Here is a 12,708-nt window from a genome sequence, read left to right on the forward strand (position 1 = left end):
AGCTCGGCGTACGGGATGAAGCCCTTCCAGCGGTACGTCCGGTCCCAGCCCGGGACCGGCCACCGACCGTCGCCGCGCGCCCGGATCGGGATCGAGCCCGGCGCCTGGTAGCCGATGTTGCCCGAGCGGTCGGCGTAGACGAGGTTCTGCGACGGCACGGCGAAGTGGCGAGCGGCCTTGCGGAAGCCTGCCCAGTCGCTGGCCTTGCCGATGCCGAAGACGGCGTCCATGGTGCGTCCCGGTGTGAGGGCGGTCCACTGCAGCGAGACGCCGAACTCCGTCCCGCCTCCCTCCCGCTCGGCGACGTCCTCGAGCGTCTCGTCGACGTCGGAGAGGACAGGGCCGTGCCGGGTCTCGCGGACGGTGATCGTCTCCGGCTCGTCCTGGCCCGCGACCTCGAACGTCTCCGTCCGGCGGATCAGCGGACGCCACGTGCCGTCGTACAGATAGCGGTCACCCTCGATCCGCTCGACGTAGAGGTCGGTGACGTCGGCGTACATCGTGGTGAACCCCCAGGCGATGTCGGCGTTGTGGCCGATCACCACCCCTGGCATGCCGGAGAACGTGAATCCGGCGACGTCGAACGGGCAGTCGTCGTCGACCACGCGGCAGTGCAGGCCCATCTGGTGCCAGATGCCGGGCATGCTCGGCGCCAGGTGGGGGTCGTTGGCCAGGATCGGCTGGCCCGTCGCGCTGCGCTCGCCGGAGACCGCCCACGCGTTGGAGCCGGTCCCCTCCCCGAAGCCGAGCAACGTCGGAAGGCCCGCGGCGACCTGGGAGACACCCCGCATCGACCCGACGAGGTCCTTCAGGCCGTCGGCGTCGAGTGCGGGGGAGACCGACGACGACTCGTCGACGGCCGCCACCGCGTCCGCGCTGTCCGGAGCCGCCTCCGCGCGGTCGGTGTCGGCGTTGCGTCGGCGACCAGCCGACTGGTCGAACGCGTCACCGTCCACCGTCCCCCGGGTCACGATCGGGTCGTGCCGGCGGAACGGGAAGCCCGGATAGAGGGTGTCGACCTGCGAACGGGTCAGCTTCTCGGTCGAGAGCACCCGGTCGATCTCGTCGCCCATGTTGCTGCGCAGGTCCCACGCCATCGCCTTGAGCCAGGCCAGCGAGTCGACCGGTGTCCACGGCTCCGGCTCGTAGTCGGGACCGGTGAGCGCGAGGACGGAGTACTCGAGGCCCAGCGCCGCGGGCTCGCGATCGCCGACGTAGGCGTTGACACCACGGGCGTACGCCTCGAGGTAGCGACGCGTCGACGGCGACACCTTGGCGAGCTCCTGCTCGGCGACCCGCCGCCAGCCCATCGTCCGTACGACCTTGTCGGTCTCGAGAGCCGACTCGCCGAAGAGCTCGGCAAGCCGGCCGGCCGTGACGTGGCGACGGAAGTCCATCTCGAAGAAGCGGTCCTGCGCGTGGACGTAGCCCTGCGCCAGGAACAGGTCCTCGGCGGTGTCGGCATAGACCTGCGGGATGCCGCGGTCGTCACGCAGGACCTCCACCTCGGCACTCAGCCCGGGGATCTGGACGGAACCGGTGCGGTCGGGGAACGGCCGACGCACGGTCACCACGGCGACCGCCGCCATCGCGACGAGAGCGACCGCGAGGACGATCGCGACGACCACGACGAGGCGCCGGGTCAGGACAGGACGGAGTCGCAGGGCCAGGGCACGCACCTGTGCATTGTGCCGCTCACGTCCCTCCGCCGGCACGGCGGGACGGGTCACGGACCTCGGCGCGGACTTCTCCGACCAGCTCCTCGAGGACGTCCTCGAGCATCACGACCCCCAGCTCGGCGCCGTCGTCGCCCACCACACGGGCCATGTGGGCGCCTCTCTGCTGCATCAGGCGGAGAGCGTCGTAGAGCCGCGACCCTCGGCGTACGGAGCCGAGCGGGCGGATCCACTTCGCCGGGATCGGGCGTGTCGCCTCCGAGACCTCGAGCGCGTCCTTGATGTGCAGGTAGCCGACGAGCGCGTCGTGGGAGTCGGTCACCGGGAAGCGCGAGTAGCCCGTCCGGGCGCAGGCCTCCTCGACGTCGGCGCGGGTCGCCCCGACCGGGACCGCGACGAGCTCGCCGCGTGGCAGCAGGACCCGCTCCACCGTGCCCGCCTCGAAGCCGAGCGCTCCGGACACCAGCTCGTACTCCTCGGAGTCGAGCAGACCCTCGCGGTGCGACTCGTCGATCAGACCGGCGACCTCGTCGGAGGTGAAGGTGCTGCCGACCTCGTCCTTCGGCTCGAGACGGGCCAGGCGGACGGCACCGTTGGCGATCGCGTTCAGCGCGACGACGAACGGCTTCAGCAACCAGATCATCCCGAGCATGAACGGTCCGAGCCACAGCACGGCCCGGTCGGGACCGGCCAGTGCGATGTTCTTCGGGACCATCTCGCCCAGCACGACGTGCAGGTAGGTGACGATCGCCATCGCGATCACGAAAGAGATCGGGTGGACGAGCGCGTGGGGTACGGCGAGCGCCTCGAAGAGCGGCTCGAACAGGTGCGCGATGGCGGGCTCGCCGACGGCACCGAGCCCGAGGGAGCAGAGCGTGATGCCGAGCTGCGCGGCGGCCATCGCGAGGCTGACCCGCTGCATCGCGCGGATCGCCAGCCTGGCGGGTCTCGAGCCCGCGCGCGCCTTCGGCTCCAGCTGGGTGCGGCGCGCGGAGATCAACGCGAACTCGGCGGCGACGAAGAGCGCGTTGAGGGCGAGCAGCACGATGACGAGGAGGATCGCGAGCAGGGGGTTCATCGGCCGTCCTCCTCGTCGTCGTCGACCGGGTCCGCGTCGACGACGAGGATGACGCGGTCGATCCGACGACCGTCCATCCGGTCGACCCGCAGCCGGACCGCGACGGTGGTCACCTGCTCGCCCGCGACCACGGGCACCACGAGCGAGACCACGTCACCGACCGTCGCCAGTCGGCCGAGGTGCTGCACGATCAGGCCGGCGACCGTCTCGTAGTCGTCGCCCTCCGGCAACGGCACGCCGGTCTGCGCGCGCACCTCGTCGGGACGCAGCATCCCCGACAGCACCCAGGTGCCGTCGGGCCGTGACCGCAGCTGCGCCGACGCGCGGTCGTGCTCGTCGGAGATGTCGCCGACGAGCTCCTCGACGAGGTCCTCCAGCGTCACGACGCCGTCGGTCCCGCCGTACTCGTCGAGCACGACCGCGATCTGGAGCCGCTGCTCGCGCAGCAGGACCAGCAGCGGATCCAGCTCGATCGAGTCCGGGACCGTCAGTGCGGGCGACGCGAGCTCCGCGAGGCGGACCGTGCGCCGTCGGTCGGGGGGTACGGAGACCGCGTCCTTGACGTGGACGACGCCGACGAGGTCGTCGAGGTTCTCGCCGATCACCGGGAAGCGCGAGTGCCCTGAGGACCGCACGGCGTCGACGAGGTCCTGCGCGGTGTCGCGGCGGTCGAGGAACTTCACCCGGACCCGTGGCGTCCGGACGTCGGCGGCCGTGCGGTCACCGAACTCGATCGACCGGGCGACCAGGTCGGCCGTCGGACGGTCCAGCGCGCCCTCGTCGGCCGACCGCCGCACCAGCGAGCTGAGCTCGTACGGCGAGCGCGCCGACCGCAACTCCTCCTGCGGCTCGATGCCGATGCTGCGGAGCAGCGCGTTGGCGGACCCGTTCAGAGCGCGGATGGGCAGCGCCATCGCGGTCGTGAACCCGCGCTGAAGGCCTTGCACGGCACGAGCGGTGGCCATCGGCGCGGTGAGCGCGAGGTTCTTGGGGATCAGCTCGCCCACGAGCATCGTGACGAAGGTGCTGAGCAGGAGCGCCACCAGGTAGGACGTCGCCGACAGCGAACCGCCGGTGATCCCCGCTCCCTCGAGCGGCCCGCGCAGGAGCTGGCCGATCGCCGGCTCGGCGAGGAAGCCGATCACCAGGTTGGTGATCGTGATGCCCAGCTGGGCGCTGCTCAGCTGGGTCGACAGCGTCCGAAGCCCGCCGAGCAGACCCACGGCCCGCTTGTCGCCGGCGGCGGCGGCGCGCTCGACCGAGGGCCGGTCGACGGTGACGAAGGAGAATTCGGCGGCGACGAAGACGCCGCAGGCGAGCATGAGGAGGAAGGAGGTGAGAAGGAGTAACCACTCGGTCATCAGAGAACCAGCGTAGCGGGGCGCCAGGGAATCTCAGGTGGGGCCGACGTTGTTCTCCCAGGTGGCGCCCCGCACAATGGGCGCTGGAATCGGTACGGCTGCCCGCCCGGGGCGGCCGTACGCGCGAGCGCCAGAAGGAACGACCGTGCCGACTTACCAGTACCAGTGCACCGACTGCGGCGAACCGCTGGAGGTGCAGCAGAGCTTCACCGACGACGCCCTGACGGTGTGCCCGTCCTGCGAGGGACGCCTGCGCAAGGTGTTCAACGCGGTGGGTGTCGTCTTCAAGGGCAGCGGGTTCTACCGCAACGACAGCCGCTCGACCTCCTCGAGCGCCTCACCGGCGACACCGTCGTCCTCGTCGAGCGACGGGGGAAGCGGCTCGTCGTCCAGCACCACGACCGACACCGCGTCCTCGTCGAGCACCTCCTCGTCGAGCACCTCGTCGTCGACCACCAGCCCCGCCAAGACGACCGCCTGACCCGACCGCCTCGTCCGCACCCCGTCTCCCTGTGGAGACGGGGTGCGCGACTGTCGGCGGCTGTGGACGGTGGTGACGGGCGCCACCGTCGTCGCGCCAGAGTGCGGTCATGCCCGCCTCGCGCCTTCTCGACGTCCTGGGACCGTGGCGCCGTCGCATCCGGACTCACCGCCGCCCTCTCGCGGCTGCCTGCGCGGCGGCGTCGGTCCTCGTGGCCATCCACGCGGCGCGCCCTGATCCCGGTCCGACCGCGACGGTCCTGGTTGCGACAGAGACTTTGAGGTCCGGGAGCCGGCTGGGCCCTGGCGAGGTCGAGCAGGTCGCGGTGCCCACCGACCTCGCGCCTGCCGAGGCGCTCTCGTCGCTCGAGGAGGCGCACGGACGTGTGGTCGCGGCTCCGGTCCCGGACGGAGCGGTCCTCACCCGGTTCTCCGTCGTCGGGCCTGGTCTCCTCGAGGGTTACCGTCGTGGCACCGCCCTGGTCAGCGTGCGGCTCGCTGACCCGGCGACGGTGACGCCGGTGCGCGTGGGCGACAGCGTGGACGTGGTGGGCACCGACCCCCGCGGCAGCGCGCCGCCACGAGTGCTCGCCCGGAGAGCGCAGGTCGCAGCGCTCCCCGCGGCCGAGGGCGACGACCGCGCCGTGCTGGTCCTCGCCGTGGATGCGACGACCGCGCGGACGCTCTCCGGTGCCGGCGTCTCCTGGCACCTGTCGGTGACCGTGGTCGTCTGAGGGGCGCGACGGGTCGCCCCAGCGGGGCCGATTGTGGTGAGGTTGGTGCGTCACACCACCGCATTCACGGGAGGCTCCGCATGGCCGGGATGGTCGCAGGGTTCAAAGAGTTCATCATGCGCGGCAACGTCGTGGACCTCGCGGTCGCGGTCGTCATGGGCACAGCCGTCACCCAGCTGGTGACCGCCTTCACCGCGTCCTTCATCGATCCCCTCCTGGCAGCGATCGGTGGGACGGACGCCAACGGGCTGGGCTTCCAGCTCACCGGCTCCGGAAAGGACACGTTCGTCGACGTCGGCGCGTTCATCACCGCGGTGATCAACTTCCTGATCATCGCCGCGGTGCTGTATTTCCTCATCGTGCTGCCGATGAACAGGTTCCGAGAGCGGTTCGCCAAGCCGAGCGACGACGCGCCCCCGCCCGAGGACGTGGCGCTGCTGCGCGACATCCGGGACGAGCTGCGCCTGAGCCGCGAAGGCCGCAACCGCCCGAGTGACGGACCGAGCAACCGCCCGAGCGGCACGCCCGACGCCTGACCGACGAAGGTCGTCAGTCAGCCGCCGTGGTGCGGCGGGACGTCTCGGCGCATCTCCTCGTCACGGCCGCCCTCGCGCTCGCTCCATCCCTCGGCGGTCTCGTCGCGGGTCGTCGCCGGGACGATGTCTCCGAGCAGGCGGGCTGCTCGGAGACGTCGCTGGCGCGCCTGCTCGGCCGTGCGGACATCGGACGTCTGCGGAGACGTCCGGTCAGGACCAGGGGCGTCCTCAGGCACTCGCGGCCTCCATCACCATCGGTGCGAGCCACCCGGCGTCGAACCGCGGGTGGGCGGGTGTCCATCCGGTCGCGCGATGGAACCGCTCGGAGCTGACCCGCTGCGACCGCGTCAGCCACTCGAGGCGGTCCCCGCCGAGACGGAGCACGAGGCGTCGGTAGAACCCCGCCTGCTCCTGCCCCACCGCCTCGGCGAACGCAGCGACCAGCTCGCTGCGACGGACTGGCTCCGCCCCGACGTTGTAGGTGCCCGACGGCGCGTCGAGGGCGGCGAGCACCGCGCCCCCGATGTCGTCAGGGTGGACGACGTGGGTCCATGACTGCGGTCTGCCCATGCCGACCGCCTGGCCGGCGCGCGCGCGGGCCAGACGCCACCGGGTGACCGCGTCGTCGCCGACGATCGTCCCGAACCGGAGGACCACGGCCGCCCGGTGCGCTGACGCGAACTGGTCGGCGTGGGTCTCGGCAAGGACGACGGGCTCCGCGGCGCACGACACGGCGATGGGGCTGTCCTCGTCGATCAACCGGTTGCCGTGGTCGGCGTACACGAACGAGACACTCTCCTGGACCAGTCTCGTGACACCGGCCTCCGCTGCGGCCTCGGCGACGTTGCGAGAGCCCTCGACGTGGATGCGGTCGTTCGACTTCCACGCACCGGGCCTGATGCCGGTGGTGCCGACGGGCATGTGCGTGGCGAGGTTGGCGACGGCCTGGCAGCCTCGCATGGCGTCGACGAGACCAGCGCGGTCGAACAGGCTCGCCCGGACGGAGGCGATGCCACGCGCCCGGTGGGTCGCGGCATTGTCATCGCTGCGGGCGAGGGCGACGACCTCGTGACCGGCGCCCTGGAGGGCTGCGGTCACGGAGCGACCCATCACTCCGGTGCCGCCTGTGACGAAGACTCTCACCGTGGTGCTGCTCCAGGTGCTGTCCGGGGCAGATCGGGCCACGAACGGGGGGGTTCCATCACAAAAGGATAACGGACGTGTCGAAGATCGTCACCGCAGGAGGCTCAGGCGTCGCTCGAGCCCGCCCAGATGTTGAGATTCCCGTTCACCGCGTGCTCGTCGATCCGTCGGATCTCGTCGTCGTCGAAGTCGAGCGTCTTGAGCGCGCCGAGACTGTCCTCGAGCTGCGTCACGCTGGACGCGCCGACGAGTGCGGAGGTCACCCGCGAGTCCCGGAGCACCCACGCGATCGCCATCTGCGCCAGGGTCTGGCCCCGCTCCCGGGCGATGCCGTCGAGGGCTCGGACGTGGGCGAGGTTCTCCTCGATCATCTGCGGGTCGAGCGACTTGTCCTCCGCGGCCCTCGACCCGGCCGGGACGCCGTCGAGGTAGCGGTTGGTCAGGACCCCCTGCGCGAGGGGCGAGAAGGCGATGCACCCGACGCCGGCGTCCTCCAGCTCGTCGAGGAGCCCGTCCTCGACCCAGCGGTTGAGCATCGAGTACGACGGCTGGTGGATGAGCAGCGGGGTCCCGAGACCGCGGAGGATCTCGACCGCCTCGCGGGTGCGCTCCGGGCCGTACGAGCTGATCCCGACGTAGCGCGCCTTGCCGGCACGGACCGCGGCGTCGAGCGCCCCCATGGTCTCCTCCAGCGGGGTGTGCGGGTCGAAGCGGTGGCTGTAGAAGATGTCGACGTGGTCGAGACCCATCCGCTGCAGGGAGTCGTCGAGGCTGGAGAGGAGGTACTTCCTGGAGCCGAGGAACCCGTACGGTCCGGGCCACATGTCCCAGCCTGCCTTGGTCGAGATCACGAGCTCGTTGCGGTACGGCGCGAAGTCCTCGGCGAGGATCCGCCCGAAGTTCTTCTCCGCCGCGCCGTACGGGGGTCCGTAGTTGTTGGCGAGGTCGAAGTGCGTCACGCCGAGGTCGAAGGCACGGCGAAGGATCGCCCGTTGGGTGGCCAGCGGCTTGTCGTCACCGAAGTTGTGCCACAGGCCCAGCGAGACCGCCGGCAGCTGGAGGCCCGAGCGTCCGCAGCGGCGGAACGACGCGAGCCCGCCGTCGTCGGGGCCGGCGTAGCGGTCGTCCGACGCGCGGTAGAGGTCGTGCGGGTCCAGGATCGTGCGTCGCTCACTCATGGTCACTCCGGTCGTTGGGGGGCGGGACGACGTCGTCGACGAGGTCGGCGATCGACTCGACGACGCGTGTCGGACGGTACGGGAAACGCTCGATGTGCTCCTGACGGGTCGAGCCGGTGAGGACGAGGACGGTTCGCAGGCCGGCCTCGATCCCCGACACCACATCGGTATCCATCCTGTCGCCGACCATGACCGTGGTCTCGGAGTGAGCCTCGATGCGGTTGAGGGCGTTGCGCATCATCAGCGGGTTCGGCTTGCCGACGAAGTACGGAGCCACACCGGTCGCGCGGGTGATCAGGGCAGCGACGGACCCGGTCGCCGGGAGCGGGCCGGCCGGCGACGGGCCGGTGGAGTCGGGGTTCGTGGCGATGAAGCGAGCGCCCTTGACGATCAGCTGGATGGCGGCGGTGATGGCCTCGAAGGAGTACGTGCGCGTCTCGCCGAGGACCACGTAGTCGGGGCGCGACCGGGTCAGCACGTAGCCGACCTCGTGCAGCGCCGTGGTCATGCCCGCCTCGCCGACGACGTACGCGCTGCCGCCCGGGCGCTGGTCGGAGAGGAACTTGGCGGTCGCGAGCGCAGAGGTCCAGATGAATTCCTCTGGCACTTCCAGCCCTGACGCGCGGAGACGCGCACTCAGATCCCGAGGGGTGAAGATCGAGTTGTTGGTGAGCACGAGGAACTTGCAGCCCGACTCGGTGAGCCGGCGGAGGAACTCCGCAGCGCCTGGGATCGCGTCCTCCTCGCGGACGAGGACGCCGTCCATGTCGGTGAGCCACGTCGTGACGGGCCGGTTCTCGGTCATGGCCGAAGTATCGCCGTCCGGACCAGGGCGAGCGACCCAGACGCGGCTCCCCGCGACGAGGAGGAGCTCACGGTGTCGCAGCGGGGGGTGTGGCGAGATCGGCGAGGTGCGCGCGTACGACCGCCCGCGACATCCGTCCTGCGTCGTCGGTCGTCGCGAGGAGCCCGTGCACGATCAGCCCGTCGACGAGCGCGGAGAGCCGCTCGGCCTCCAGGGCAGGGTCGCGCCCCGCGCCGAGCAGGCCGGCACCGGCCAGGTGGTCGACCATCGATCCGAATGCCTGCTCCAGCCGGCGGTTGGTCAGGGCCCGCTGCTCCGCGAGGTGCTGGTCGGTCAGCGACCGGACGGCGAAGGCGATCCAGACCGTGCACTCGGCCCGGCGCTCGTCGTCGAGCGGCAGCATCTCCTCGATCATCGCCGGAACGAAGACCTGCGGGCCCACACTCCTGTCGACGCCGACGATGCGTCGCTCGATGCGGTCACCCACCAGCTCGAGCGCGAACCCGAGCAGCTCGGAGTGAGATCCGAACGAGTGCCGGAGCGACCCTGTCGACAGGCCTGCCTCGGCGGCGACGTTGCGCACCGACGCGTGGTCGAGGCCGTCGCGCACGATCACCCGCCACACCGCTCGCCCCAGCGCGTGGTGACGCTCCCGCCTGTCGATGGTCCTCGGCATTGACATTTTCTAGCACACCTGTGATGGTCAGGATCTAGCACGGTCGTACTACTACGTTGCCGGGGAGACTCCGATGAGCCAGGAAACCTCAGCCCCACCGGCTCCTGGGGTGTTCACCCACCCCCGACGGTGGATCGCTGCTGCCGCGGCCGCCTGGATCGCCTCGGCGGTGGTCCTGGTGCTGCTCGGAGGGGACCCTCTCCCTCTGGGGGACGGGCACCACGCGCCGTGGAGCACCGCCGAAAGGCTGACCGCGACGACGGTGGTGGCGGTCGACCTCGCCCTTCTCTCCGTCGTCGTCGTCCTTCTCACGCGGCGCCACCCCGGCCGGCTGATGGCCGGTCGCGGCGACATGGCCGGTCGAGCGCGGGCACGTGGCGATCTTCTGCTCCTCGCCGGGTACGCCGTCGTCGCTCAGATCGTCGGCGCCGTGCTCGGCGAGCAGATCGGAGGCACGGCGATCAGCTCCCACCTGGCGGGATCGATCCACAGCAGCGACGCCACACCCACGGTGGGGTCGGTGCTGGCGTGGGTGACGTTCAACGTGACTGCGTACGTCGTCGTCCCGCTCTGGTGGTTCGCCCGGCGCGGATCGCTCGATCGTCGGTGGTTCCACTCCCACGACCGCCGGACGGACGTCCGGGTGGTGCTGATCGTCCTCGTCTGGGAGTCGGCGTTCCAGATGCTCGTGTTCGGGGCCGCGTTCTTCGCGCTCACCGGCCGGCAGATGGCGGTCGGATCCGTGATCGCCCTGATCGTCTCGTTCCTGGGGACGGTGCTCCCGACCTTGGTGATGGTCACCGCGCTGGTGGTGCCCCTCGTCCTGAGGGCGAGCGGCTCAGCCGCCACCGCCGTCGTCTGCGGAGGTCTGGCGTACGCCGCGCTCCACGCCTTCGACGGCTGGACCGACTACCGGTCGGTCACGGCGGCGGTCCTGTCCGTGGCTCTCCTGGTCCTCCAGTACCTGCTGCCCGGCATGTTCAAGGCGCTGCTCACCGTACGGACGGGCAACGTCTGGGTGCATGCGTGGGCGTACCACGCGGTCGCCCCGCACGTCTGGGCGGACACCCCGCTGATGGTCCGCGTCTTCGGCGTCCGGTGACGGTGACGCTCACGCCACCGCGGTCCCTGGGAACAGCATCCGGAGGACGTCGGCGAGGGTGATGACACCGACGGCGCTCTCGTCCGGCCCCGTCACGACCACCAGGTGGTTGCGCCCCTCGCGCATCTGCGCCAGCGCTCGAGACAGCGGCGTCGTCGCCGCCAGCGCGAGGACCGGCCGAGCGACCGGAGCGGCCGGAGCGTCCGCCGGCAGGTCCAACGTGTCGCGGACGTGCACGACCTCACGCAGGTCTGCGCCGTCACCGAGGAGCAGGCGCAGGTGCCCCGACCGCCGGGTGGCGTCCTGCACGTCGGCGACGGTCGCTCCCCGCGGCACGGAGGTGGGTGTCGAGCCGGCGTCGCGCACCAGGTCTCCGAGGGTCGTCGAGTCGAGGTCCAGGGCGCCCGACAGCTGGGCCGAGTACGACGCGTCGAGCGCACCGACGTTCGCCGAGTGCTCGAGCAGCTGGCGCAGTGCGCGCGGGTCCTGACCGGAGGCCGCCTCGTCGACCGGCTCGACGCCCACGGCTCGCACGCACCGGTTGGCCAGTGCGTTGAGCCCGATCAGCACGGGTCGGAAGACGGTCATGAACGCACGCATGGGGATCGCCAGCGCGATCGCCGAGCGTTCCGGGTGCGCGATCGCCCACGACTTCGGGGCCATCTCGCCGACGACGAGGTGGAGGAACGTCACGACCACCAGCGCCAGCACGAAGGAGGCGACGTCGGCGGTCCACAAGGGCATGCCCCACGCCTCGAGCACCGGGGTGATCGCGTGGTGGACGGCCGGCTTGGTGACGGCGCCGAGCGCCAACGTGCACGCGGTGATCCCGAGCTGCGAGCCCGCCAGGACGATCGTGAGCTCGGCGGAGCTGCGCAGGGCGGCGCGCGCCGACCTGCTGGATGCCGCCGCATCCTCGAGTCGGTGCCGCTTGGCCGCCAGCAGAGCGAACTCGACCGCCACGAAGAACGCACTGAGGGCGATGATGACGACGGTCGCCGCCACGACGACCCAGGGTTGGCTGCTCATCGGTCGACCTCCGGCGTACGAGGCGCGAGCACCTGCACGCGCAGTCGGGACGGGACGTGGCGCCCGACGTCGAGCACCACCAGGCGCAGGACAGCACGCGGCGGGTCGTCGTCGAGAGCGAGCTCGGCGGGGTCTGGCGGCAGGACCACGTCGACCGAGTCTCCAACCTCGGGGAACGCGCCTCGGTAGGCGATCGCGAGGCCGGCGACAGTCTCGAAGTCGCCATCGGGGACGACGTGGTCGACGAGACGTGCCAGCTCGTCCAGCGGCAGGTCCCCGGCCGTGACCCAGATGCCGTCACCGACGGACTCGACGAAGACGTCCACGGGGTCGTGCTCGTCGGCGATCTCTCCGACCAGCTCCTCGGCGAGGTCCTCGGAGGTGAGGACGCCGACGAAGCCGCCGTACTCGTCGAGCACGCACACCAGCTGCTCGCTCCCCTCGACCATGGTGTCGAGCACGTTGGGCAGCGTCATGGAGGTCGGCACGAACAGTGGCCGGCGCATCAGGTCTGCGGCGCTCGCCCGGGCATCCTCCCGGTCGCGCACGAGCAGGTCCTCGAGGTGGACGACACCCAAGACGTCCTGGTCCGCGCCGAGAACGGGGTAGCGGGAGTGTCCGTGGCTCATCCTCGCGCGCACCTCCGCCAGGGAGGCGGACGGGCCCAAGGTGTCGACACGCGAGCGCGGGATCATCGCGTGCTCGGCATCGCGGTGAGGGAAGTCGAGGATGCGGTCGAGCAGGACCGACAGGTGGGGCGAGAGGTCACCGGACTCGCGGGAGTCGGCCACGATGTGCGCGAGGTCTCGTACGGTCGCCGCGTGCTCGACGTCGTGCACCGGCTCGATGCGCAGGGCCCGCAGCAGCAGGTTGGACGCGCGGTCGAAGACGGCGATGAGCCAGCCGAAGA

The 12,708-nt window shown here is 71.1% G+C and carries 14 protein-coding genes; 4 read left to right on the top strand and 10 right to left on the bottom strand.

Annotation, left to right across the window (positions count from 1 at the left end; all coding sequences use genetic code 11):
* The 3 genes from PV363_RS10460 to PV363_RS10470 all read right to left on the bottom strand — a co-directional run.
* The coding region (locus PV363_RS10460; protein ID WP_301022294.1) for a penicillin acylase family protein at positions 1 to 1,679 on the bottom strand (1,679 nt) is incomplete at its 3' end.
* Positions 1,680 to 1,695: 16 nt separating this feature from the next.
* The gene (locus PV363_RS10465; protein ID WP_220343579.1) at positions 1,696 to 2,754 is read right to left on the bottom strand and encodes a hemolysin family protein; all 1,059 of its coding nucleotides are present in this window, start codon (positions 2,752 to 2,754) and stop codon (positions 1,696 to 1,698) included.
* Positions 2,751 to 4,115 (bottom strand): hemolysin family protein, encoded by a 1,365-nt coding sequence (locus PV363_RS10470; RefSeq protein WP_220343578.1) that lies wholly within the window; start codon positions 4,113 to 4,115, stop codon positions 2,751 to 2,753. The genes PV363_RS10465 and PV363_RS10470 overlap by 4 nt, the downstream gene beginning before the upstream one ends.
* A gap of 145 nt (positions 4,116 to 4,260) precedes the next feature.
* Between PV363_RS10470 and PV363_RS10475 the strand changes: the two genes are divergently transcribed.
* The 3 genes from PV363_RS10475 (at position 4,261) to mscL (ending at position 5,865) form a co-directional block, all read left to right on the top strand.
* Complete coding sequence (locus PV363_RS10475) at positions 4,261 to 4,596, top strand: FmdB family zinc ribbon protein (protein ID WP_301022295.1); 336 nt, start codon at positions 4,261 to 4,263, stop codon at positions 4,594 to 4,596.
* Positions 4,597 to 4,705: 109 nt separating this feature from the next.
* A complete protein-coding gene (locus PV363_RS10480) occupies positions 4,706 to 5,329 on the top strand; it encodes an SAF domain-containing protein (RefSeq protein WP_220343576.1) in 624 nt (207 codons plus the stop codon).
* A gap of 80 nt (positions 5,330 to 5,409) precedes the next feature.
* The gene (mscL, locus tag PV363_RS10485) at positions 5,410 to 5,865 is read left to right on the top strand and encodes a large conductance mechanosensitive channel protein MscL (RefSeq protein ID WP_255560606.1); all 456 of its coding nucleotides are present in this window, start codon (positions 5,410 to 5,412) and stop codon (positions 5,863 to 5,865) included.
* Positions 5,866 to 5,882: 17 nt separating this feature from the next.
* Here mscL and PV363_RS10490 read toward each other — a convergent pair whose 3' ends face one another.
* From PV363_RS10490 to PV363_RS10510, 5 genes are all read right to left on the bottom strand, one after another.
* Positions 5,883 to 6,101: a hypothetical protein gene (locus PV363_RS10490; protein ID WP_220346171.1), complete on the bottom strand. Its 219-nt coding sequence runs from the start codon at positions 6,099 to 6,101 to the stop codon at positions 5,883 to 5,885.
* Positions 6,094 to 7,050: an NAD(P)-dependent oxidoreductase gene (locus PV363_RS10495; RefSeq protein WP_308289427.1), complete on the bottom strand. Its 957-nt coding sequence runs from the start codon at positions 7,048 to 7,050 to the stop codon at positions 6,094 to 6,096. Before PV363_RS10495 ends, PV363_RS10490 begins: the two co-directional genes overlap by 8 nt.
* Before the next feature lie 62 nt (positions 7,051 to 7,112).
* Positions 7,113 to 8,186 carry an L-glyceraldehyde 3-phosphate reductase gene (gene mgrA / locus PV363_RS10500; protein WP_220343573.1) on the bottom strand — a complete coding sequence of 358 codons (1,074 nt, stop codon included), beginning with the start codon at positions 8,184 to 8,186 and terminating at the stop codon, positions 7,113 to 7,115.
* Entirely contained in the window at positions 8,179 to 8,991 is an 813-nt protein-coding gene (locus PV363_RS10505) for an HAD-IIA family hydrolase (protein ID WP_301022297.1), read from the bottom strand. Before PV363_RS10505 ends, mgrA begins: the two co-directional genes overlap by 8 nt.
* Before the next feature lie 67 nt (positions 8,992 to 9,058).
* Positions 9,059 to 9,667, bottom strand: a complete 609-nt coding sequence (locus PV363_RS10510) for a TetR/AcrR family transcriptional regulator (RefSeq protein ID WP_220346169.1) — start codon at positions 9,665 to 9,667, stop codon at positions 9,059 to 9,061.
* Positions 9,668 to 9,740: 73 nt separating this feature from the next.
* Between PV363_RS10510 and PV363_RS10515 the strand changes: the two genes are divergently transcribed.
* Positions 9,741 to 10,769 (top strand): hypothetical protein, encoded by a 1,029-nt coding sequence (locus PV363_RS10515; RefSeq protein ID WP_220346168.1) that lies wholly within the window; start codon positions 9,741 to 9,743, stop codon positions 10,767 to 10,769.
* 9 nt (positions 10,770 to 10,778) lie between these two features.
* Here the strand turns inward: PV363_RS10515 and PV363_RS10520 are convergent, their stop codons facing one another.
* Positions 10,779 to 11,798: a CNNM domain-containing protein gene (locus PV363_RS10520; RefSeq protein WP_220346167.1), complete on the bottom strand. Its 1,020-nt coding sequence runs from the start codon at positions 11,796 to 11,798 to the stop codon at positions 10,779 to 10,781.
* Positions 11,795 to 12,708, bottom strand: a 914-nt coding sequence (locus PV363_RS10525) for a CBS domain-containing protein (protein WP_301022298.1), incomplete at its 5' end; no start/stop codon positions are given. The genes PV363_RS10525 and PV363_RS10520, both read right to left, overlap by 4 nt.

The organism is Mumia sp., assembly GCF_028803055.1.
Lineage (GTDB): Bacteria > Actinomycetota > Actinomycetes > Propionibacteriales > Nocardioidaceae > Mumia.